Consider the following 21,787-nt stretch of genomic DNA (forward strand, 5'->3'; position numbering starts at 1 on the left):
CGCAACAACAGGCAGCCTTAAAAACTGTAAGTGGCACCCAGGTAATACTGGCGGCCAAAAAACTGGATGGTGCCGGTATAGGCGGTATCACCCCAGTAACTTTTGGTTGGTTCGTCCAATAGGTTATTCACCTGGAACAACAGCCCCAGTTGTTCTGTCACCTGATAGGAGGCCTGATAATCCATCACCATTTCTGCTTCATAACGGATTTCCTGATCCTGCAGCGCCGACTGATCCGACACAAAATCATCACGGAATCTTGTACTTAAGCGGGTCTCAAAACCTTCATATTCAAAGAAGGCTGTGACGGTAAACACATTGGGTGACAAACCTTTTAAGTCAGCTTTAAAACTTTGCCGGCCGTTTTGCACTTCAGTGGAAATTTCACTTTCGGTGTAGGAATAACTGGCGCTCAGACCAAGCCCTTGCCAGAACTCAGGTAAAAACTTAAATACCTGGGTGTAAGCCAGCTCTGCCCCACGGATATAACCACCTTCATCGTTATTCACCGCAGTGGAATAATCGCCAATCGGATTAGGCGTGCGCGGCGGTAAACCATCCGGGTTACCAGGTTCAGTGCCAGGCACATAAGCCGGCAGCGGGAAACCGGCCGCAGCAAAATCAAAGTCGGTAATAGTGTCCTGTTGAATAAAAGATTTAATGTTTTTGTAAAACACCGCAGCAACAAAAGCGCCACTGGAATCTTCAAAATAACGCTCGTACGACAGGTCAAACTGCTCGGCATAAAACGGCTTTAAAAACGGACTTTTGGTGGCACTGCCTGTGACATCACCATTGCTTGCCACATTAAAAGTAGTCACAGCCGACAGCTGGTTAATAGGCGGACGTGACATCACTTTGGCGGCGGCAAAGCGCAGCTGGTCGTTGTCAGTTAAAGCCAGATTCAGGTTGAGCTGAGGTAAATAATCACGGTATTTCATGCCAACAATGGAAGGTGCATAATCGTCTGACACTAAACCGGCTTCGTCGGTAATGTATTGTGCGCCCTGACTGGCATCACCATTCACATAAGTTAAGTTGGTGGCTTGTTGTTTGGTTTCCACCATCCGCACACCCAGGTTGCCGGTCAGCGGTAAACCAAACACCTCAGTGTCGATATTGGCCATCAGATAAGCAGCCGTGACATCCTCATACACATCACCACTTTCAAACACACTCCAGGGCGTGGATTTACCACCAGCAACCGGATTGGCAAGACCGGCATAACCATTACCCCAGGTCTGTTTCGGTTGAGGTACGCCGTTCGGGAACCAGTCGGCCAGCGCTTTATTTAAGTCGATGGCAAGGTAGCTCGGAAAAGCGGCAAAATCGCCTTTAAAATCCACCACTTTCACCATGTTTTGGGTTAAACGCAGCGGCGCTTCACTGGCCAAAAACATATTGTCGGCACCAAACTCAAACACCTGGCGGTCATTGGTGTAATCGCGCTCCGAATAACGCAGGCCCGCTTCAAGTGAGCTGATGATGGGGTTGTCAATTTTGTAGGTAAAATCAAGGCGATATGCATCAACTTCGTCGGTATTCAACGTTGGGTAAATACCATATTTACTGACCAGCATTTTATTAATGTCAGTAAAGGATGCCGCCTGATTAATACCTATGCTGGGCAGGTCCAGCCCGTTCAGCAGATAGGTAATAGACACATTAGGATCCACCACCGGCTTAGCCGCATTGGCGTCGGTGGACGCCAGCGACCAGAGCAAACCGTTTCTGAAGTTACTGCTGGACGATGAATGGGCGATATCCAGATTCACCGATAAATCATCCGTCAGCTGATAGTCGGTGTTAAAACCATAACTGCGTACTTCGTCAAAGTCGGTGTTGTCGTCGTTGACCATTTCAACGCGGGTGTTGCCGTCGCTGGCCCTTTTAATGGTGCCGCCAATCATCAGATTGTCTTTAATAATGGCGTTATCAATAATAGCGCCGCTGCTTTCAAACTTGGCGCGAAAACCCCGGGCAAAAGCTTTGGTGTCAAACTTGGAAATAAAAGCGTCGGCTTTGACGGTGAGCCGTTCATCCGGCGCCCACTCCAGCGCAGCCACATAACCGTTGCGGGTTTCTTCACCGCCGCGATGCTGCATTTCAAAACCTTCACTAATAAGTTCGGCCGGTGTGCTGTCGCCTTTGACAGCATCAACATCTTTTTCATTGTTGTAGTTAAAACCTACAAACTGAGTGGACACGCTGGGCTGGAACAACCTTGCATAACCCAAAGACAAACCTAAAGTGTCATCCAGATATTTGCCCTGATAAGAAAAACTGAATCTGTCGCCCACCTCGGTGGCATCCGACACTTCATCGGCCCTGTCGTTAAAGCTGCCACGGGCATTGACCACAAAGTTATGCTGTTCGGCGGCTTTGAGCGGACTGGCGGTTTGCAGTTCAACTGAACCTGCCACCCCACCTTCAATCAGCGAGGCTTTAGGTGATTTATACACTGCAGCCGAGTTAATCAACTCAGATGGATATTGGTCAAACTCGATATTACGTTTACCATTGGTCGATACCTGCTCACGGCCATTGAGGGTAGAAAACACAAAACCACCTTCCATACCGCGGATATTAATTTCTGATGCCTGACCACCGGTACGCACCGCTGACACCCCGGGCAAGCGGGTTAAGGCATCGGCCATCGACACATCTGGCAAAGCGCCTAAGTCATCAGCCGAAATGGTTTCAGACACAGTGTCGTTAAAACGTTTGACGTTCAGAGATTGGATCAGGCTGCCGGCAAAACTGCGCACCTCAATCACTTCGATTTGTTCTTTGTCACTTTTTTTACTGCTGCTTTCAACAGCGGCGGGAGCCTGTGCCGGCTGATTGTTGTTTTGCTGTAAAGCTGTGGTGTCGGCGCTGGCCAACCAGGGGCAGACACCAGCCGCAGCCAGCGCCAGCATCAAGGCACTTCGTTTAAACTCTGACATTATCATGTCCCCGTTTTGTCTAATCCTAATGGCGGGGACTATTACTGCATCATCCTGAGCCATTTCATTTTTTTATTTACCCAGCCTATTAATTAACCAGTGCTTGCACCAGAAACAACATGAATACGTATTCACAACGACAATGCTGCGCCAGGGCAGCGCAACAACTGTCATCAATGCACTGTACTGGTGCAGCCATAACAACCCCATCAGCCAGTACCCGCTGCTGAATGCCACCCAATGCAACAAAGTTTGCGCCTGATCAAAACCTCTGGCGCCGCTTTTTGCCAAACTTCGCGCCATTTTTTTAAACGGGGTGCTTTTGATGCAAAATTCTGCCGCCACAGCCTTTCAGCCTGAGTTGTTATCACCAGCAGGCACACTCAAAGCCATGCGTTTTGCCTTTGCCTACGGCGCCGACGCTGTGTATGCCGGTATGCCCCGCTACAGCCTGCGGGTACGCAATAACGAATTTGATTTAGCCAATCTGGCCATCGGTATTGCCGAAGCCCATGCCCTGGGCAAGAAGTTTTATTGTGTGCTCAATAGCGCCCCCCATAACGCCAAGCTCGACACCCTGGTAGAAGACATTGCCGAAGTGGTCAAACTGCAGCCAGACGCCCTTATTGTGTCCGATCCAGGTGTGATTTATCTGATGCAACAACATTTCCCGCAGATGGAGCTGCATTTGTCGGTGCAGGCCAATACGGTGAACTGGGCTGCAGTGCAGTTCTGGCAACAGCAAGGCATCAGCAGGGTGATTTTGTCGCGCGAGCTGGCGCTGGAAGAAATTGAGTACATTCGCAACACAGTGCCCGGCATGGAGCTGGAAGTTTTTGTGCACGGCGCCTTGTGTATGGCGTATTCCGGCCGTTGTTTGTTATCCGGTTATATGGACAAACGTGACCCGAATCAGGGCACCTGCACCAATGCCTGCCGCTGGCCTTATCAGGTAACGCAAGCCACTGAAAATGCCGTCGGGCAGTTTGTGCCGGCCAAAACGGCAACAAACCAGGATAAAGCCAGTCCTGTTGACGATATTATTCTGCTCAGTGACCCACAAAAACCGGGTGAACTGATGCCGGCTTTTGAAGATGAGCACGGCACTTATATTATGAATTCCAAAGATTTAAGAGCAGTGCAGCATGTGGACAGATTGACCCGCGCCCGGGTGCACAGCTTAAAAATCGAAGGCCGCACCAAGTCGTTTTATTATGCTGCCCGCACAGCACAAATTTACCGCCGTGCTATTGATGACGCAGTGGCTGGCCGGCCTTTTAATCCGGCATTGCTCGATGAGCTCGATGGCCTGGCATCACGCGGTTATACCGAAGGTTTTTTACGCCGCCATATTCCCATCAGCGAACTGCAAAACTATGACAAAAGTGCCTCCAGCAGCGACAAACAGCAGTTTGTTGGTGAAATCACAGGCAAAGTCGAAGGCACAAACCGGGTCTGGGTTGAGGTGAAAAATCAGTTTTTCGTTGGGGATCTGTTGCTGTTGATGTCACCTCAGGGCAACCAGCATATTTGCCTGATGGAACTTTGGGATAAACAAGGTGTGCCGATACAACGCGCGCCTGGCGCCGGTCATCAGGTGCAACTGCAGTTGCCGGACGGCATGTCGCCGGATTTTGTGCTGATTATCCGCGATCTGCCACCATCTGACAGCCAAATGCAGGGTTGTGCCTGATGGCGCTGACTATCTTAGCCGACTGCATTAATTGTGATATGTGCGCGCCTGAATGCCCGAATAACGCTATTTCACTGCAGCGGCTGCAAAACCCGGACGGCAGCCCTGGCAACAGGATTTACCAGATTGATGCGGACTTATGCACTGAATGTGTGGGGTTTTATGACAAACCCACCTGTGTTGAAGTCTGCCCTATTGATGTGGTGGTGAAACTGCCGGCGCCTTAACCAGCGCCGGTTGTGGTGCCCCAGCTGCAAATTTCAACTCAGCTGCAGCCGGGGGCATATCGTTTTAGTCAGCAGCGCCCCAGCTTAACCCCAGTTTATACAAGGCGTTTTTCTTTTCACCGTGAATTTCTGCCGTTAAGGCCGCGGCTTTTTTCAGTGGCAACTCGGCCATTAACAACTTTAAGCTTTGCTGGGCCACAGCACTGATAGCATCGTCTGCTTTGGCTGCAGGCGGCGCTATCATCAGCACCATCTCCCCCTGACAACGCTGCGGATCTTCCTCCAGCCAGGCGGTGATACTGGCCGCAGTGCCATGGCAAAAATGCTCAAAAGTTTTGCTGAGCTCTTTGGCCAGCACCAGCTCGCGCTCTTCACCATACACAGCGGCCACATCGGCCAGGGTGTCTTTAACGCGGCGCGCCGCTTCATAACAAATCACTGTGCCCACTGCAGGCGGGATCTCTTTCAGTACCTGTTGGCGTTGACCGGATTTAGCCGGTAAAAAGCCAATAAAATGAAATTTGTCTGTGGGCAAACCGGCACAACATAAAGCGGCTATCAAAGCACAGGGGCCCGGAATGGGCACTATCCGCACCCCGGCGTCGCGGCATAACCGGACAAGACTATAACCCGGGTCAGAAATCAGCGGTGTGCCGGCATCGGACACCAGCGCCACATCTTCTCCGGCCTGCAGTTTTTGCAACAAACTGGCAGCACGTTGTTTTTCGTTATGGTCGTGCAACGACAAAAAACGCGCCGAAATATTAAAATGGCTCAGTAACTTACCACTATGACGGGTGTCTTCAGCCGCCACCCAGGCCACTGAAGTTAAAGTTTTCAGCGCACGCTGGCTGATATCATCCAGGTTGCCGATAGGGGTGGCCACAATATACAAAGTTCCGGCAGCCGGGCTTGGGTGGGCAGAAGTCATAAGGTTTTTCCTTTGTCTGGCAAGGCAAGGGGCCCGCGGCAAAAAATCAGCCAGAACAACAACTCAGCCCTGAGGCTGGCGTGATCCGGTCACAGAAATGGTATAAGATGACAGCCATTCGTCGGCTATTGTAACTGTGCATTGTGAAATCCAGCAAATTCCCACTTTGGTGTTCCCTTCATTCGGCATTTGGCCCGGCAATTGCGCCTGTGCTGGGTGCTGTGGTTATTCTGGCCGGTTGCAGCCAAACTCCGCCGCCCGCTGCTACACCTGCTGCAGTGACGACCACCAGCCCTGTTGTGGTGGAAAACCCCGAAGCAGAAGCTGAAGTTTTTAAGCTGGACCCAAACGCTGGTGAAGTCAGTTATCAGCAGGTTGAACAAGCTGTGACCGCTATTGCCGCTGATGCTTTTGAGCAACAACAGCGTGACTTACTGCTGGAAGCCAAAACCCTGCTGGAAGAAAAGCTAAAACCTGAGCGCAGCCTGGCCATTAGCCACAATTTACGTTTGTCGGCTTATGGCCAGATCCGCCAGCAAAACATGCTGCCTCTGTTGCAAAGTTACCTTGTTAATCAGCAATTTGCCGCTGCTGAATTATTGTTAGCACAAAGTGAGCTGACCGAAGTTGCCCCGGTTGACCGCGCTGAATTTACCTTACTGGCGGCGAACTTTTTATCTGACAACAAACAGTTGCAGAGTGCGTTACGCTGGTTGTTTGCCCAGGATGAACTGGCCGGTAATGCCGGTGCCGACGCTGAACTGCAAAATTTACTCTGGCAAAATCTGGTGCAGTTAAGCCCGCAGCAACGCAGCACTCTGGCCAAAGATGCCCGCCCCCGCGCGGCCGCCTGGTTAAATCTGGTGGAGATTGCCGTGACTTTTGCCGGTCAACAACAAGCGATGCGACAAGCGCTGGATGATTGGCAACAACGCCATCCGGGCATGCCACAGCTGTCAGCTTTACCTAAAGCCATTACCGAACTTGCCAGCACACCGGCTTATCGGCCGGCCAGAGTAGGCGTGATTTTACCTTTATCCGGCAATCTGAAAGCCCTGGGTGAAGCAGTGCAACTGGGCATGGTGGCCGCCAGCAACCAGACCCCGGAGCGCAGCCTGCATTTTATCGACAGCAGCCAAAGCCCGGAACAAATTCTGGCCGCTCTTGAAAGCGCACAAATTGACTTTGTGGTGGGGCCGCTACTCAGAGAAGATGTGGATAAGCTGCAAACTTTACCCAACTGGCGCTGGCCGACGCTGTTTTTAAACAGCAAACAGGCCAATAACCAGCCAAACCCTGATCAGTTTTATTTTGCGTTAAGTGCCGAAGATGAAGCGGCACAAATGGTGGAATTATTCCAGCAGCGCCATTACCGGCATCCGGTGCTGATCAGCGCCCGAAGCCCGATTAACCAGCGGATGGCACAGCATTTCCAACAGCTGTGGCAGGCAAAAAACGGCGACAAAGTCGAAAGTTACAGCTTTAACACTCAGGAAGAGCTGCGCAGCCTCATCACCACCTTTTTAGAAACAGCCGCCAGCACGGCGCGGGTCAATGAAATCAGCAAATATGCCGGCAGCACTGTCAATGCCGAAATGCACAGCAGGCAGGATGTCGACGCTATTTACCTGCTGGCCGACCCAACCCAAACCCGGTTATTTAAACCTTTTATTGATGTCAGTGTGAGTCCAACTGCACCGGCTTTACCTATTTATGCCAGTTCGCGCAGCCACAGCCTGGCCATAGATCGCACCGATATCCGTGATTTAGCCGGCATGACCCTAACCGAAATGCCCTGGTTGGTGCCGCAGGAGCCCAAACTGCCACTGCGCGCCGAGTATGAACAACTTTTTGCCGAGCAGGATGAAACCTCACAACGGCTGTTTGCCATGGGTTATGACGCTATGGCGCTGATTGGCCGGTTGAAACAACAACAGCAATTTCCGGCCATGCTGCACCATGGCCTGACCGGCAGTTTACGCCTTGGCCAGGACCAAAATATTCAGCGGCAATTAACTGTGGCCCGTTATGGTAAAGGCAAATTAACGGCGCTGGATGCGGCAAAAAACAACTAAAGGACAACAGCCAGATGCAGGGCGGTAACTCCAAAGGTGCTTTTTTTGAAGACTTGGCCCTGAAATACCTGCAGCAGCAGGGGCTGACGTTGTTGGCACGTAATGTCAGTTGCCGTTTTGGTGAACTGGATTTAGTCTGCCAGCAACAAAAACAATGGGTGTTTGTCGAAGTCAAATACCGGCAAAACAATCTTTTTGGTGGCGCTGCCGCCGCAGTCACCTTGAGTAAACAACAAAAACTCAGGCAAACCGCCGCCTGGTTTTTACAGCAACAGCAAAAACAGGCGGACTGCCGTTTTGATGTGGTAGCTATTACCGGCGACAGCCCCTACCAAATCGAATGGATTAAAAACGCATTTTAACGAACAAGGCAGGACCATCGCGCATGCAAGAACATATCCGGCAGCTGTTTACCGAGAATATCCAGACGATGATCGCCACAGGCGAAGCGCTGGCTGAGCCTATTGAAGCCGCAGCCCTGACCATAGTGCAGGCGTTGGTCAGCGATCGCAAAGTATTGTGTTGTGGTGAAGGTGCAGCCCGGGCGCTGGCCAGCCATTTTTCCCAGCTGCTGCTGGATCAATTTGAAACTGAACGCCCTTGCCTGCCGGCTTTAGCTTTGCAAACCGAACTGTCCGGCCTGCAAAGCGACAATCAACATCAGGATTATCTGGCGCGTCAGGTCAGAGCCCTGGGCCAGGACGGCGACATATTATTGGTGTTGTCGTTAACAGGGCACGAGCATAATCTGATCAAAGCGGTCGAAGCCGCTTTGACCAAAGATATGACCGTTATTGCTTTAACTGTCGACAACAACGGCGAGCTGTCAGGTTTATTGGGCAATACCGATGTTGAACTCAGAGTACCGGCACACCGCCCTGCACGGATTTTTGAGTGTTACGCCTTTTTATTACATTGTGTCTGTGAACTGATCGACAACACCTTGTTCCCGCAACAAGACGACGAATAACCAAGGAGATGATGATGTCTGATGTAAAACCTCTGCTGAAACTGACTGCAATTGTCAGTCTGACGCTGTTATTACAAGCCTGTGCAGCAGCAGTTGTGGCCGGCGGTGCTTCTGCCGTCACTTCAGCTTCTGACCGTCGCACTCTGGGCTCACAAATTGATGACAGCAGCATTGTGGTAAAAGCCGAGCGGGCGCTGGAAGCAAACAAAACGCTGGAAGAACGTGCGCATATTAATGTCAACAGCTACAACGGCATTTTGCTGCTCACCGGCCAGGCACCAAGCCAGGATCTGGTTGATTTGGCGAGCTCTCTGGTGCAGCCCATTCAGGGTGTCAAAGATGTCCAAAACCAGATCCGGGTTGGTAACCCGATATCTTTTACCACCCGCAGCCGCGATAGCTGGATCACCACCAGGGTAAAAAGCCTGCTGGTTGGTGACAAAGAAGTCAGCGCACTGAATATTAAAGTGGTCACTGAAAACGGCGAAGTGTTTTTAATGGGACTGGTTAGCAGCAGTGAAGCCGACAAAGCCGTTGAAATTGCCCGTCACGTGAATGGCGTATCGCGGGTGATTAAAGCTTTTGAGACCAGTTATAACTAACTGCTTTAAAGCCGAAAAAACCGCCCAAAGGCGGTTTTTTTATTTGTGCTGTGATCAGCCAGTCTCTTTGGATGAGCCTGTTGCAATAGCTTCAGTTAGAAATTCAGCACCACAGGGGTTTTATTGGCGCTAATGGCCTGAGTTTTTGTCGCCAGGAAAGTCACTACATCAGCCTGTTCCGGATCGTCCACCGTATTACAGCTAAAAGCTGCAGTATAGGTACCGGCGTCAATAAAACCAATCTGATAGTTATAGCTGGCTGCACCATCAAACAACACCGGCGCGCTGGCATAAGGCAGGTTGGGCTGAGTACCACCATAATCGCCCAATGTGGCCGGTGCTAAGTCAGCCCCCTTATACAGATAAACCACTCCGACCGGCTTGGTTTTGTCGGCCGGCGCTACAGTACATTGATTGTTGATCAATAAGGTTTCGCTGACAGACCCTGTTAAATGACCAATCTGACTGGTATCTACCAGACGCAGCCCCGTTGGTTTTAACTGATAATTTTGCCCTGCTTTGTTGTTCACCACAGCTTTGCGTAAATCAAACTCCAGGGTGTAGCTAAAAGTGCCGCCGGCAGACAAAGTCGGGCCCAGTAACTTCAGCTCATTTGAAGGCACCGATAATGCTTTTTTGCTGCCGTCTTTCAGTTGAATATAAGAACCTTCACTGAGCACCAGCCGCAACTGACCATAATTACCGGCCGGCACTGTAGCGCCAGACACCAAAGATTCAGCCAGTGCACCAGGTAACTTTAATAAGTCCACACCGCGGCTATTGGCAATCACATTACCCTGAGCGTTCTGACACAGGTTATTCGGCGCTGCCGCAACCGCATCTGAACCAATCAGATACTTTTGGGTTGCACTGCCATTGCCCACCAGCTCGATGGCATTAAAACACACCACCACAGCGGCGGCGTCATTGACAGGCGCGTCACTGATCTGCAAACCAAAAGTTGCAGTGGTAGGGGCTGGTGTACTGTCGTCAGAACCACCGCCACCACAGGCGGCCAGCGTCAGCATGCTGCCGGCTAATAAAACTGGGGTGAATACGGCGTTGAATCTGCGGGAATTTGCCGGATTTTTGCCAGCTTGTGTTGTGTGCTTAGACATAAGGAACCTCGATTTACAGCTTTAGGAAAATATTATATTAGGAATTTATAGTTTACCCGATGAATTAAAACTGAATGTTGTTCACAAAACAGGTCTGACAACTGCAGCGCACAGCTGGCTTTGCCAGCAAGGTTCTGTTGTCGGGGGATAAATAAGCAGGCAGCGATTTGCCACTGCCAGCGGTGGATCAGCTGTGTCGCGGACCTCGTTATACTTCCTGCAGCGCTTTGAGCGCTTTTGAGTGGAATTCGCGGTGTTTCATCACCAGCAGCACTATTACTGTGGACAACATAAAGAGCCAGACATTAATAAACCAGGCCAAAGCTGCCAGCGAAAAATAAATAGCACGCAGACCATAGTTAAAAGAATGCGCCGCCTGATCAATCACTTTGGCCGCTCTGTTGGCGTAGAGCTGCACCTCGGCTTCAGATAAATGTTTGCCATCGGGCGCAGCACCAATCAGCACACCACCAAAACCATACTGGCGTAAACTCCAGGTAAACTGGAAGAAGGTAAATACATAAATTAAGCCTAAAAACAGCAACTTAAACTGCAATAGCCCGTCGGTATGATCAAGCCAGGGCATCACCTGCAACAGCACCTGGGCAATTTTGTCACTGGACGCTATGGCGGTCAGCAAACCGGCCAAAATCAGCATAGAGCTGGACGCAAAAAAGCTGACATTACGCTCCAGCGTGGAAATCAGCGCCACATCTGCCATTTTATTGTCGCGGGTTAACATCTGCCGCATCCAGTCGGTGCGTTTACGCCGCAGTTCAAAACTCAGGCAACTGACAGTGCGGGCTTTGCGTTTGGCAAAAAGGGTATAACCCACCCACAACAATAAAAACCACAACACCGCCAACAAATCTAACCAGGGAAAAGCGTTTTGCATTGTTACTCCATCAGGCGTCCGGCCCGGACTCTGTTATTGCCAAATCAAAATAAAAACATGCGCCTTGTGTCAGAGGCTGATAACCAATATCCCCCCCCATCCGTTCAATCAGTTCTTTACAAATGGCGAGCCCAAGACCCGTGCCGCCCAGTTGCCGGCTGTCGGAACTGTCGGCCTGCGAAAACTTCTGAAACAGCCTGGGGATAAAATCGGCTGGCACTCCAGGGCCTTGATCCAACACCTGAATACGCACTTTGTTGCCCAGTTGCAGTGCCTGTAGCCGCACCTCGCCTTGTGGCGGTGAAAACCGAATGGCATTGGCCAGTAAGTTGGCAAACACCTGCTGCAGCCTGCTGTCGTCAACCTTCACTGTCAGTTCAGGGTTAACATCAGGCTGCACCGTTAAACTAACGCCTTTTTGCTGCGCCAGTGGCAGGTTACGGTTTTTGGCTTCAAGCAATAACGACTTCACAGCATAAGGTTGTAACTGCAACAACATTTTACCGGCAGTCAGTTTTTCAATGTCCAGAATATCGTTGATCAACATCGACAGCTGTTCACAATTTTGCCGGGCTATCTCCAATAACTGCTGCTGCGACTGCGGTACTGCCCCCACAGCGCCGCCAGCCAATAAACCAAGAGCACCGCGAATAGCGGTTAACGGTGTGCGCAGTTCATGGCTGACGGTGGAAACAAATTCGTTTTTCAGCCGCTCGACTCTTTTACGCTCACGAATATCGCGCAGCAACAACACTGTGCCGCCCTGCTCTGCCTCGCGGATATGGCTGAGCATCAGCTCTACCAGCACCGGCTGGCCATTGTGTTGCAGCACATCGAGTTCAGCGCCGCCAGCCAGCTCATCCAGGGTACAGCTGTTGGCAAAGAGCCGAGTGTAAGGCTGGCCGATAATGGCATGTGCCTGATAACCCAACAAACTCTGGGCGGCCTTGTTGATTTTTTCAATGCGGCCAAACCTGTCCAGTACCACAATAGCGTCGGCGACATTATCAAGCACAGTGCTGGCATAAGCTTCACTTTGCTCTCTGGCGCTGGCTGTCACTGCCAGCCTGCTGTTGGCGATAAAAATGGTGGCGACCAGCGATAATAACAACAAGCTAATCAGCCAGCCCAGCAAGCGCAGGCTCCAGCCGGCGGCCAATGTCACAGTTTCGGCCGACACTGCCGCCAGCTGCCATTTGGCACCAGATACAGTTAAATCAAACAGCATAGCGTCTTGCAAAAACAGCTCTGGCTCGCCCACCAGCACCTCGGCCCAATGTTGGCCGGCAAGACGCCGCAGTGCCACTTTTACCCCGGCCGCCTGAGCCTGCTGACGTAATAACCCCCACACCGACTCAATATCCAGCACTGTACTGACAATGCCCCAATAACGCTCGTCGGGCAAAAATACCGGTATACGATGGATAAAACCGACACCGCCCTGCGTTAGCTGTACAGGGCCCACCAGCAAGGGTTTGCGCTGCTGAATTAAAGCGGCGATGTCGGGCCATTGCTCGGCTAAATCCGGATAATAAAGCCCAAGCGCTTTTTCATTACCCAGCAGCGGATAAATCATGCTGATCCTGTTACCGGGGGCCAGGCCAATATTGCGGATATGCCGCCCCTGCGCCACCAGGTTGGGCAATAAAAAGGCAAATTCTTCGTCGCGCACCTGGCCATGTGACGCCTGAATATAAGCCACCAGGCCCTGGCTTAAATACAATGAGGAATTCACTTCGGTTTCCAGCAAGGCGCGCAATTCTGCAGCTGCTGCTGCCACATGCCGAAGCTGCACCTGCTGTTGGCGCTGCCTGTCCTGAAACACCAGATATTCGGTGCACAAAGTAAACAGCAACAATAACAAAGTCAGCAGCAGCCATTGCCAGCGGGAAAACAACGTTGTCGCCATGCCTGATCCTAAGCTGAAATGATGGGGAATCTGACGCACTTTGCTTTTTTGCTAAAGCGCAAAGTACTTGCTTAATGATACACTTGGCGCAATTTTCCGGCAGATTAATTTAATAAGTTTGAGGAGCATGGCGTGACGACTTTAACCATTCAAACCCCTGATGACTGGCATTTACATTTTCGTGACGGTGATATGCTCAAAGAAACAGTGCCGGCCACTGCCCGTTGTTTCCGCCGTGCTGTGGTGATGCCCAATTTAGTGCCGCCAGTAACCACAGGTGCTTTAGCCCAGGCTTACCGCGAACGTATTCTGGCCGCCCGCCCGGCCGGCAGCAATTTTGAACCTGTGATGACCATTTATCTGACTGACCAGACTACAGCACAGGACATTGCCGATGCCAAAGCCGCTGGCGTACTCGCCGCCAAGTTATACCCGGCAGGTGCCACCACCAACTCACATTCAGGTGTATCCAGTTTAAGCAGCCTGTACCCTGTGCTAGAAGCCATGGTGGAACACAACATGTTGTTCTTAGTTCATGGTGAAGTCACTGATTCACATATTGATATTTTTGACCGCGAAGCTGTGTTTATTCAGCAGCATTTAACACAAATTGTGGCGAATTTTCCCAAACTGAAAATAGTGCTGGAACATATCACCACCAAAGATGCGGTGGATTTTGTACTGGAGGCTTCCGACAACGTTGCTGCCACTATTACACCACAACATTTAATGATGAACCGCAACGACATGCTGGTGGGCGGTATTCGCCCGCACAACTACTGTCTGCCGGTACTGAAACGCCGTACCCATCAGGAAGCGTTACGTGCTGTAGTAGCAAGCGGCAATAAAAAGTTCTTCCTGGGCACAGACTCTGCGCCACACGCCAAACATAAAAAAGAAGCAGCTTGTGGCTGCGCCGGTTGTTACAGCGCCTGGAGTGCCATTGAACTGTACGCTCAGGTATTTGACGAGCTGGGCGCACTGGACAAACTGGAAGGTTTTGCCAGCCACTACGGCGCTGACTTCTACGGCCTGCCACGCAACAGCGGCACTATTACGCTGGTGAAAGAAGACTGGACTATTCCTGCCGAAATCACCCTGCCGGACGGCAGCCCTATAGTGCCGTTTTTTGCCGAACAACAAGTGCACTGGAAGTTAAAAGCATAAGTTAAAAAGCGAAGTTAAAAGGCTGAGCTTAAACGCTAAGTGATTGAATGGGTTCAACCTTAGAACTCATTCAATCGCTTATTCTACTGGCAGACCAAAACCCTGCTCTGCCAGACGCTGACTTAACAAAGCAAACTTTTGCCGTAAAAAATCTCTGAGCATCAACACAGCTGGTGTCACCTGAGCGCGACTGGCACAAATTAAATTGAGCTGCAGCGCTTTGATCTGATACTGCGGTAACAACACTTGCACCCTGCCGGCCAGCACATCAGCGGCCATATCAAAAGCCGACTTTAAACCGATACCGCGGCCACTGACTATCCAGCGCCTGACCGCATCGGCGTCATTACTCACTCTGTTGCCACTGACATTCACCGCCTGCTCAGCGCCGTCCTTACTAAAAAGCCATTTGTCGTAAGCGCGCTCATCTATCTGATACAACACACAATTATGCTGCGAGAGCTGCATGGGATCTGCAGGCTCACCAAATTGCTGCAAATAAGCAGGCGCAGCACAAACCCAACGTGGTGCTTTGGCTATGGCAAAAGCCACATGGGAAGAGTCGGCAACAGCGCCATAACGCAAAGCTAAATCTACCTGCTCACGGTATAAACCTGCCACTTTGTCACCGAGCTCCAGCCTTAAACTTAACGCCGGATATAAAGTCTGGAATTCATCCAGCCAGGGCAACAACACATTGCGGCCCAAATCACTGGGCGCGGTCAGGCGCAGCTCACCGCTGATATGGCTGTCGAGCTGGCGCAGCGCCTGCTCCCCCAAAGCCAGCGCCTGTAGCGCATTCTGGCAATGCTGCAAAAAGTGCTCACCGGCCGGGGTGAGTTTTAAGCTGCGGGTGGAACGCACTAATAAGGTTGCGCCTAAATGTTGCTCCAGCCGTTTCAGCGCTGCGCTGGCCGCCGCTGGTGTTAAGTCAAATTGCCGCGCTGCCATACTGATATTGCCGGTGCGTACTATTTGCTGGAAAAGTTTGAGATCCTGAACCTGCAGCATTTTCAAATTTCATTTGATAAAGAAAGCAGTATTAGGTGGTTTTTCTTTAGGTGTCAATCGAGCACACTGTGCGTCAGACGTGAGCCCAAGCTGCTATCAACAAAAGTTGAACCTCAGCACCTTAACACCCGGTTTTTCAGCGGAGAAATATTATGCAAGCCATTGGTTATTATCAGTCTTTACCAGCAGACCACCCTGAAGCACTGCTGGATATTGAGCTGCCTATGCCTGTTGCCACAGGTTTTGACCTTTTAGTAAAAGTTGAAGCCATAGCCGCCAACCCGGTGGATTATAAAATTCGCCAGCGCCGCACACCTGTGGACGGCAAAGCCGAAGTGCTGGGCTGGGACGCCGCCGGCACTGTGGTGGCCGTGGGTGAAAACGTCACTTTATTTGCACCGGGCGACACAGTATATTACGCCGGCGCATTAAACCGCCCTGGCGCCAACAGCGAGTTTCATCTGGTAGACGAACGTTTGGTAGGCCGCAAACCCAGCAATCTGAGTTTTGCCGAAGCTGCGGCACTGCCGCTCACAGCCATTACCGCCTGGGAGCTGTTATTCGACCGGCTGCAACTGGATAAACCGGCACCGCAATTTGCAAAAAAAGTGCTACTGGTAAGCGGCGCCGCCGGTGGTGTGGGTTCTATTTTGCTGCAACTGGCACGCGAACTGACAGACGCCACAATTATTGCCACCGCCTCCAGGCCGCAAAGCCAGCAGTGGGTGCGTGATTTAGGCGCACATTATGTGATTAACCATCAGCTGCCTTTGGCCGATGAGCTCAAGCGGATTGGCATTCAGCAGGTAAGCCATGTAATAAGCCTGGTTGACACTGCGCGCTATTATGCTGAATTTATTGAAGCTTTGGCCCCCCAAGGCAAACTGGCCCTGATTGACGACCCGGCAGAGGCGCTCGATATCCGCCCGCTGAAACTAAAAAGTTTAAGCCTGCACTGGGAGCTGATGTTTACCCGCTCTTTATTCCAGACGCCAGACCAAATTGCCCAGCATCAGCTGCTGAATCAACTCAGCACCCTGGTGGAACAAGGCAAAATTAACAGCACTCAGGGTGAGCTGCTTGGCAAGATTAACGCCGCCAATTTAAGACGCGCCCACCAGCAACTGGAAAGCGGCCAAACCATCGGCAAACTGGTGTTGGCTGGTTTCTAAAGCAGAGAAAATGGCGATTGTTCAATTTTTGACTAATTGGCCAACAATCAAAGCCCTGCACCACTTTGCGTCTGGACAAGCGCCACAAGGCACAATACAATGGCCGCCGTCGCGCACCCATAGCTCAGCTGGATAGAGCGCTGCCCTCCGGAGGCAGAGGTCTCAGGTTCGAATCCTGATGGGTGCGCCATATAAATCAACCACTTAGAGGCAACTCAAGTGGTTTTTTTGTGCCTGAAAGAAAATTTTATAGCAGATTTATAGCAAATTTATAGTTCCCAAACCTCAAATAGCCAAGAGCTAAATCTTTTTATCAGCTAAATACTAAAATGACAGCTGCTCCAATCCTCTCAGACGTGCAACGGATGCATTTTAGTTATAGGGCTTCCAACCGCACCTAAATTGGGTATGATGAAATTCACGCTTCCTTTGCTTTTGCTACGTTGTAAGGAAACATCAACTAACAACAGGGACTAACTATGGATTTTATTGACCAGCTAAGGCTTTTGTCGTCACGTATCGCCAATACAATAAACCTAATTCAAACTGAAGAGGCCACCAAAAATGCCATGGTGATGCCCTTTATTAACATTCTAGGTTACAACCCTTTCGACCCATTGGAAGTAACACCAGAGCTAACAGCTGACGTAGGTACTAAAAAAGGCGAGAAGGTTGATTATGCAATTCTAAAAGATGGTAAGCCGATACTAATTTTCGAATGCAAAAAGGCTGGTGGTGATCTTAACATCAAGCATGCTGGGCAGCTTTTCAGGTACTTCCATGTAACCGAAACTCGGTTTGGTGTCTTAACTAATGGCTTGGTCTATCGGTTTTTCACCGACCTCGAGCAGCCAAACAAAATGGATGAAAAACCTTTCTTCGAATTCAACATTTTGGACTTTAAAGAAAAAGACGTTGAAGAGCTTAAAAAGTTTGCGAAATCAGCTTTTGATGTCGACAACATCTTAAACACTGCAAACGACTTAAAGTACGTTCGCGCCGTACATCAAAAAATTAATGAGTTTATGACCGAACCGTCTGACGAATTTGTCAAACTGGTAGCCGCTGATTTGATTGGAACCAAGCGTTTTACTCCCGCACTCAAAGAGCAATTTTCAACAATCACAAAACGCGCATTTGATCAGCTTATTGGCGATAAAATTAATGAACGACTGAAAGGTGCGATGACTCAATCAGGTTCGGCTCCAGTGCAAATTGTTGCAAGTAAATCTGAGCCTATTTCAATAGATGAATCAGCTAGTGAGAAAACGGAACCGCAAGTAATTACCACACCGGAAGAGCTTGAAGGATTTTATGCGGTTCGGGCTATGCTCCGTGATGTAGTTCAACCTAAAAGAATTACCATGCGTGACGCTCAAAGCTACTGCGCTATCTTGTTAGACAACAATAACAGAAAGCCTTTATGCAGACTCCGTTTTAACAATGTTGATAAGCTTAAAGTCGGAATCTTTAATACAGAAAAAGAAGAAGAGATATTCTCATTAGAAAATGTCGATGACTTGTTTAGTTATGCTGATAGCTTGAAAAATACATTGAAAAGTTACGATTGAGTGTTTTGAACTGGAATCACAGTAAATGCTTTGGTTCCAGTTCAAATTCTATCTGTAATTTCGAATTTCAAACTTATTGTTAAAAAATCTACTGCTGAAGATACTATTATCTACACACTGAATCTACACCACTAAGCTAGATATTCTCCGAAAATGAACAATCTGGTTGTATAACTCGAATGGAAGCTAGGAGCGAAAAGCGGGCTTGAACGCCAATCCCAGAGCATGAAGCAAGCTGCTCGAATGCCTTGTTATAGTATTTTAATTTGCATTTTCAATAAATTTTTTATCAAATTACTCATTCCACTTGTTACCAGAACTATCGTAATGATTTCCATCAATGTTTTTCTTGTAGCTATTTCCGTTAACATCCTCCCAGTCCCCCTCATGACTAGGGTTAGATTCAGGGTTATCTAACCAGTCTATTTGTTTTGTCTTATTTATTTTATCATTTCCAGAGATAGATAAGAAAAAAAGCAGAACATTTAAAAGCCCAACAAACAAAAATATAAGATACTTCATCTAACGAATCCTGATAAACACATAACGCAGGCCTTGTTACACATTTATTTGAATTTCCCCTGTTTGACGAAAAGTTTATACAGCAAAATACCATTAAAAACCACAAAGGCGGCTAAAGCATAAACCACCATGACATACAGAGTATCATCAACATCAAAGTTCCAAAGTGCAATTTCGCTTGATGATATAATTTTAACAGCTGAAGGAAGATTGATGTAGAACAGTACAAAAAATGCAACGAACATTGGAAGTACTGTTCCACATAGAGTTTTATTGATTTTTTCTCGGCACCTTTTTTTTGCACTGTCTCCTGATGTAGACTCATCTTGGCTTAAGGCCTCAGTTATTTTTGGCCAAGCAAGGTTAAACAGAAATGTTACGAGAGTAAGCAACAAGCCTGATACCGCAACGATATCACCCAGCTTCATTTAGACCTAACTCCCGCCAAAGTAATGCGTGAGAATCCTCACTTATCTCAAATTGCCCAGCACTGCTTTTTCTTTTGGTAATGGGTTTGTAAGTGGGTTCATTCTGAGTTATAACCATATTTAACTCATCTTTGACAACGTCTGAACTTATTACGACTAGATACATTTCATTTACGTGTTCAGCAGATTTAACAACAGCCTTCATTGTATTCATAAGTACGTCGTCCAATTTATGTCTAAATCGAGAAACAGTATTTTTAAGTAAAGTTTTGCTCTGATTTTGAGTGAGCTGAAAAATTGTTGAAATTTGCGACTCGGTTGGAAGACTCGCTGCAAAATAGCTTTGTATTAAATACAGTAACCTATCTTGTTTTGCCTCATCGGCTCTGTTTGGCATGCCGCCTTCAACTAGCATTGTTAGATATTCTGTAAGAGCCGCTTTTGCAATTTTGTTTAGTGCCCCTTGAATATCCCCATCTTCAATTTTTAAAGTCTTCTTTATTAGCTCTTTCTGTTCTTGCTCAAATTCATGATCATCAATTTGGAATGTGATATCCATTTCTACTCCTTATTTTTAACGCGCGTTTAAAAGGCGCAAGCTTGTTAGCGTCGTACCTAATTTACTCGATTGTTATCTGATTAAAACTCTTGCGCATAGACTACAACTCTTTGACTTGAGGCTTCGCCTATAAATTTACCATATAATTCTTCTAGCTCTGTGTAACTCAATTCCTTAGAACCGATCTTCCCCTTGTTGAAGAGAAACTCAAACATTTCACTTGATAGAGAAATATCTTTAATGTTCTTGTATTCAAGAACATCTGCACCTCTAATACCTTTGCTGGCACATTGCTCAATCTTACATATCGGCAAATGCTCGCCGGTGGATATGAATGTTTGATCCGGCTTTTGTAGCTTATCTGTTGGCCTTAGAAAGGCAGAACAGCACGGAAACCTATACTCATTCTCTTTTGAATTCGACTCGCAAACACCTTTAACACACAAGAATTCATTCATCTTAGATATTTGGTTGAGCATTCTTTCGTCGGAAAGGTAAAGTTTTCGATTTTCCCAAATTTTGTATTGTACTGCGACGATCGCTACAGTTTCGTCACTTGGCGAATGTCTTTCATAAATCAAGTCAGCCCCAGTAATATGTTCAATTTTATCGGGATGGAGGACTCTCAACCTTAATATTTTGTCGTTTGGAAGACTGAAATCTCGGTATCCTTGGCCTTTTGTCAAACAAGGTATTATTCTTTCAACGTTATATGCATCTCTAAATATGAGCTGGTTCTCAGAGTGTTCTCGAGGCTCTAGTTCCTCGCGAGCTTTGTAAAGCTGACCAAGTTTCCTCTTTAACTGATCAACTCGGCTCTTATTTCCTTTCTCTTTTTCAGCAATTTTTAAAAGACCTTCATCTTCCTCAATAGCAGTCTTTACGAGGTCGATGGCATGGACTGTTGAATTATCTCTAATAGACATATAGGCCGCTCTTTGCCTATATTCCTTAGTCGTATCACTAACTCGCTCTCTTTTTAACTCACTAACGTCGTCGCCTAATAGCTCCGGATAAAGTGCGCCACCCAACTCAAGCGCATTGTCATAGGTGGATTTCTCCATATCTCCATTAGATGCAATCTTAGAGAGCCCTCTAAAAGCATTTAAAGAAATCCATTCCGCATTTAATCGATCTATATCTTCCATACGACTCTCGAATTATGTGTTCATATAACATATGTATATCGTGCCCGAACACTTTCGCTGGTTTTACCAGATGACGAGCAATAGTTAACTTACTAATAGAAATCAATCAACTGAAATTGACCACTGCAAGCAGCGACCAAAAGCATACTTGCAAATTATTGCTTTAACCTGCCCCATTATTTTTAGGTTGGTCCATTCAATGTTTTTAAATTAGAGTTTTTTTCCTTCTTCAGCAACAAATAAATGTACCTCTTGATTTACTTAAAGCAGGCTGTTTTATGGTAACAGCAAATAACACTGTGTGTTTGTCCACAATATCAACTAAGGTCTGTTTTTGACACAATGCCTTCCAAACATCAGTACAGTTATTTACAGAACTCCAAGTAAAGGCGAAGAGCGGCCTAAGGCCTGTTCCAGTCGCCACTGGTGCAGGCGGGTAATAATTGCCTGACCTGCATACAGAACACCTTTAAGCTTTAACACAATGAGGTTGTCAAACCAGCTGGTTTTAATCAAGCCGGTTTGTTGGTCTGCTTCAATATGGTAATAAGGCCGGATTAACAGGTCTTTGCGCTTACAGAACACGCCGCCCATTAGTTGCACGTAACTTTTCCAGTCACCTTTATCCGCTGCACTGCGCACCGCTTCAAACTGCTCGTCCTGTTCATTACCTTGTTTTACTCGGCGCAGTTCGCGCCAAGGCGTAACAGGCACACCGCCAATTTGCTGAAACTGACGAATGCCCCAGCAGCTTGTTGATAACTCTGTCTACATGGGGATATCAAATAAACGGTTGACGAGAGCTTTTTGTTTAATTAGTTTGATTACGAACTGGAAACAC

20 protein-coding genes and 1 tRNA gene are annotated in these 21,787 nt (G+C 48.4%); 10 read left to right on the top strand and 11 right to left on the bottom strand.

Features of this window, described 5'->3' with window-relative positions; genetic code table 11:
• Positions 1 to 17: 17 nt before the first annotated feature.
• On the bottom strand, positions 18 to 2,948 hold the full coding sequence (locus V7P87_RS01340; protein ID WP_333795816.1) for a TonB-dependent receptor: 2,931 nt from the start codon (positions 2,946 to 2,948) through the stop codon (positions 18 to 20).
• A gap of 325 nt (positions 2,949 to 3,273) precedes the next feature.
• Here V7P87_RS01340 and trhP point away from each other — a divergent pair, with 325 nt between their 5' ends.
• Together trhP and V7P87_RS01350 are read left to right on the top strand one after the other, a co-directional pair.
• Positions 3,274 to 4,641, top strand: coding sequence for a prephenate-dependent tRNA uridine(34) hydroxylase TrhP (trhP, locus tag V7P87_RS01345; RefSeq protein ID WP_333795817.1), 1,368 nt, complete (start codon positions 3,274 to 3,276; stop codon positions 4,639 to 4,641).
• The gene (locus tag V7P87_RS01350) at positions 4,641 to 4,868 is read left to right on the top strand and encodes a 4Fe-4S dicluster domain-containing protein (protein ID WP_333795818.1); all 228 of its coding nucleotides are present in this window, start codon (positions 4,641 to 4,643) and stop codon (positions 4,866 to 4,868) included. Before trhP ends, V7P87_RS01350 begins: the two co-directional genes overlap by 1 nt.
• A gap of 64 nt (positions 4,869 to 4,932) precedes the next feature.
• Here V7P87_RS01350 and rsmI read toward each other — a convergent pair whose 3' ends face one another.
• Positions 4,933 to 5,799: a 16S rRNA (cytidine(1402)-2'-O)-methyltransferase gene (gene rsmI / locus V7P87_RS01355; RefSeq protein WP_333795819.1), complete on the bottom strand. Its 867-nt coding sequence runs from the start codon at positions 5,797 to 5,799 to the stop codon at positions 4,933 to 4,935.
• A 143-nt stretch (positions 5,800 to 5,942) separates the two neighbouring features.
• Here rsmI and V7P87_RS01360 point away from each other — a divergent pair, with 143 nt between their 5' ends.
• Genes V7P87_RS01360 through dolP form a run of 4 tightly spaced genes read left to right on the top strand, consistent with a single transcriptional unit; the run spans position 5,943 to position 9,446 of the window.
• Positions 5,943 to 7,874: a penicillin-binding protein activator gene (locus tag V7P87_RS01360; protein WP_333795820.1), complete on the top strand. Its 1,932-nt coding sequence runs from the start codon at positions 5,943 to 5,945 to the stop codon at positions 7,872 to 7,874.
• A 14-nt stretch (positions 7,875 to 7,888) separates the two neighbouring features.
• Positions 7,889 to 8,236, top strand: a complete 348-nt coding sequence (locus tag V7P87_RS01365) for a YraN family protein (RefSeq protein ID WP_333795821.1) — start codon at positions 7,889 to 7,891, stop codon at positions 8,234 to 8,236.
• 23 nt (positions 8,237 to 8,259) lie between these two features.
• Complete coding sequence (locus V7P87_RS01370) at positions 8,260 to 8,844, top strand: SIS domain-containing protein (RefSeq protein WP_260655485.1); 585 nt, start codon at positions 8,260 to 8,262, stop codon at positions 8,842 to 8,844.
• A 14-nt stretch (positions 8,845 to 8,858) separates the two neighbouring features.
• Positions 8,859 to 9,446, top strand: coding sequence for a division/outer membrane stress-associated lipid-binding lipoprotein (dolP, locus tag V7P87_RS01375; protein WP_333795822.1), 588 nt, complete (start codon positions 8,859 to 8,861; stop codon positions 9,444 to 9,446).
• Between the two features lie 95 nt (positions 9,447 to 9,541).
• On the opposite strand, the gene V7P87_RS01380 is transcribed toward dolP, so the two are convergent.
• The 3 genes from V7P87_RS01380 to V7P87_RS01390 all read right to left on the bottom strand — a co-directional run bounded on the left by V7P87_RS01380 (position 9,542) and on the right by V7P87_RS01390 (position 13,368).
• Positions 9,542 to 10,564: a DUF4382 domain-containing protein gene (locus V7P87_RS01380; protein ID WP_333795823.1), complete on the bottom strand. Its 1,023-nt coding sequence runs from the start codon at positions 10,562 to 10,564 to the stop codon at positions 9,542 to 9,544.
• A gap of 208 nt (positions 10,565 to 10,772) precedes the next feature.
• Positions 10,773 to 11,459, bottom strand: a complete 687-nt coding sequence (locus tag V7P87_RS01385; RefSeq protein WP_296294651.1) for a DUF599 domain-containing protein — start codon at positions 11,457 to 11,459, stop codon at positions 10,773 to 10,775.
• A 10-nt stretch (positions 11,460 to 11,469) separates the two neighbouring features.
• A complete protein-coding gene (locus tag V7P87_RS01390; protein ID WP_333795824.1) occupies positions 11,470 to 13,368 on the bottom strand; it encodes an ATP-binding protein in 1,899 nt (632 codons plus the stop codon).
• A 132-nt stretch (positions 13,369 to 13,500) separates the two neighbouring features.
• Here V7P87_RS01390 and pyrC point away from each other — a divergent pair, with 132 nt between their 5' ends.
• A complete protein-coding gene (gene pyrC / locus V7P87_RS01395) occupies positions 13,501 to 14,535 on the top strand; it encodes a dihydroorotase (protein ID WP_333795825.1) in 1,035 nt (344 codons plus the stop codon).
• A 78-nt stretch (positions 14,536 to 14,613) separates the two neighbouring features.
• Here the strand turns inward: pyrC and V7P87_RS01400 are convergent, their stop codons facing one another.
• Positions 14,614 to 15,546 (bottom strand): LysR family transcriptional regulator, encoded by a 933-nt coding sequence (locus V7P87_RS01400; protein ID WP_333795826.1) that lies wholly within the window; start codon positions 15,544 to 15,546, stop codon positions 14,614 to 14,616.
• A 152-nt stretch (positions 15,547 to 15,698) separates the two neighbouring features.
• Between V7P87_RS01400 and V7P87_RS01405 the strand changes: the two genes are divergently transcribed.
• From V7P87_RS01405 to V7P87_RS01415, 3 genes are all read left to right on the top strand, one after another.
• Complete coding sequence (locus V7P87_RS01405; protein ID WP_333795827.1) at positions 15,699 to 16,718, top strand: zinc-binding alcohol dehydrogenase family protein; 1,020 nt, start codon at positions 15,699 to 15,701, stop codon at positions 16,716 to 16,718.
• A gap of 113 nt (positions 16,719 to 16,831) precedes the next feature.
• A tRNA-Arg gene (locus tag V7P87_RS01410) sits at positions 16,832 to 16,908 on the top strand.
• A gap of 289 nt (positions 16,909 to 17,197) precedes the next feature.
• Positions 17,198 to 18,289, top strand: coding sequence for a type I restriction endonuclease (locus V7P87_RS01415; RefSeq protein WP_333795828.1), 1,092 nt, complete (start codon positions 17,198 to 17,200; stop codon positions 18,287 to 18,289).
• Between the two features lie 294 nt (positions 18,290 to 18,583).
• Here the strand turns inward: V7P87_RS01415 and V7P87_RS01420 are convergent, their stop codons facing one another.
• The 5 genes from V7P87_RS01420 to V7P87_RS01440 form a co-directional block, all read right to left on the bottom strand.
• Positions 18,584 to 18,811 (bottom strand): hypothetical protein, encoded by a 228-nt coding sequence (locus V7P87_RS01420; protein WP_333795829.1) that lies wholly within the window; start codon positions 18,809 to 18,811, stop codon positions 18,584 to 18,586.
• A 44-nt stretch (positions 18,812 to 18,855) separates the two neighbouring features.
• Positions 18,856 to 19,239, bottom strand: coding sequence for a hypothetical protein (locus V7P87_RS01425; protein ID WP_333795830.1), 384 nt, complete (start codon positions 19,237 to 19,239; stop codon positions 18,856 to 18,858).
• Positions 19,226 to 19,798, bottom strand: a complete 573-nt coding sequence (locus V7P87_RS01430; RefSeq protein ID WP_333795831.1) for a hypothetical protein — start codon at positions 19,796 to 19,798, stop codon at positions 19,226 to 19,228. Before V7P87_RS01430 ends, V7P87_RS01425 begins: the two co-directional genes overlap by 14 nt.
• 80 nt (positions 19,799 to 19,878) lie before the next feature.
• Positions 19,879 to 20,946 (bottom strand): hypothetical protein, encoded by a 1,068-nt coding sequence (locus V7P87_RS01435; protein ID WP_333795832.1) that lies wholly within the window; start codon positions 20,944 to 20,946, stop codon positions 19,879 to 19,881.
• Positions 20,947 to 21,315: 369 nt separating this feature from the next.
• Complete coding sequence (locus V7P87_RS01440; protein WP_333795833.1) at positions 21,316 to 21,660, bottom strand: hypothetical protein; 345 nt, start codon at positions 21,658 to 21,660, stop codon at positions 21,316 to 21,318.
• Positions 21,661 to 21,787: the final 127 nt, after the last annotated feature.

The sequence above is a fragment of the Rheinheimera sp. genome, from assembly GCF_036782235.1.
Lineage (GTDB): Bacteria > Pseudomonadota > Gammaproteobacteria > Enterobacterales > Alteromonadaceae > Pararheinheimera.

Bases quoted from the DNA above. Each gene is read 5' to 3' on its own strand.
- V7P87_RS01435 (WP_333795832.1), bottom strand. From the start codon at position 20,946: ATGGAAGATATAGATCGATTAAATGCGGAATGGATTTCTTTAAATGCT.
- V7P87_RS01405 (WP_333795827.1), top strand. From the start codon at position 15,699: ATGCAAGCCATTGGTTATTATCAGTCTTTACCAGCAGACCACCCTGAA.
- V7P87_RS01430 (WP_333795831.1), bottom strand. From the start codon at position 19,798: ATGGATATCACATTCCAAATTGATGATCATGAATTTGAGCAAGAACAG.
- V7P87_RS01420 (WP_333795829.1), bottom strand. From the start codon at position 18,811: ATGAAGTATCTTATATTTTTGTTTGTTGGGCTTTTAAATGTTCTGCTT.
- rsmI (WP_333795819.1), bottom strand. From the start codon at position 5,799: ATGACTTCTGCCCACCCAAGCCCGGCTGCCGGAACTTTGTATATTGTG.
- V7P87_RS01425 (WP_333795830.1), bottom strand. From the start codon at position 19,239: ATGAAGCTGGGTGATATCGTTGCGGTATCAGGCTTGTTGCTTACTCTC.
- V7P87_RS01350 (WP_333795818.1), top strand. From the start codon at position 4,641: ATGGCGCTGACTATCTTAGCCGACTGCATTAATTGTGATATGTGCGCG.
- V7P87_RS01365 (WP_333795821.1), top strand. From the start codon at position 7,889: ATGCAGGGCGGTAACTCCAAAGGTGCTTTTTTTGAAGACTTGGCCCTG.
- V7P87_RS01400 (WP_333795826.1), bottom strand. From the start codon at position 15,546: ATGCTGCAGGTTCAGGATCTCAAACTTTTCCAGCAAATAGTACGCACC.
- V7P87_RS01380 (WP_333795823.1), bottom strand. From the start codon at position 10,564: ATGTCTAAGCACACAACACAAGCTGGCAAAAATCCGGCAAATTCCCGC.
- V7P87_RS01340 (WP_333795816.1), bottom strand. From the start codon at position 2,948: ATGTCAGAGTTTAAACGAAGTGCCTTGATGCTGGCGCTGGCTGCGGCT.
- trhP (WP_333795817.1), top strand. From the start codon at position 3,274: ATGCAAAATTCTGCCGCCACAGCCTTTCAGCCTGAGTTGTTATCACCA.
- dolP (WP_333795822.1), top strand. From the start codon at position 8,859: ATGTCTGATGTAAAACCTCTGCTGAAACTGACTGCAATTGTCAGTCTG.
- V7P87_RS01385 (WP_296294651.1), bottom strand. From the start codon at position 11,459: ATGCAAAACGCTTTTCCCTGGTTAGATTTGTTGGCGGTGTTGTGGTTT.
- V7P87_RS01370 (WP_260655485.1), top strand. From the start codon at position 8,260: ATGCAAGAACATATCCGGCAGCTGTTTACCGAGAATATCCAGACGATG.
- V7P87_RS01390 (WP_333795824.1), bottom strand. From the start codon at position 13,368: ATGGCGACAACGTTGTTTTCCCGCTGGCAATGGCTGCTGCTGACTTTG.
- V7P87_RS01415 (WP_333795828.1), top strand. From the start codon at position 17,198: ATGGATTTTATTGACCAGCTAAGGCTTTTGTCGTCACGTATCGCCAAT.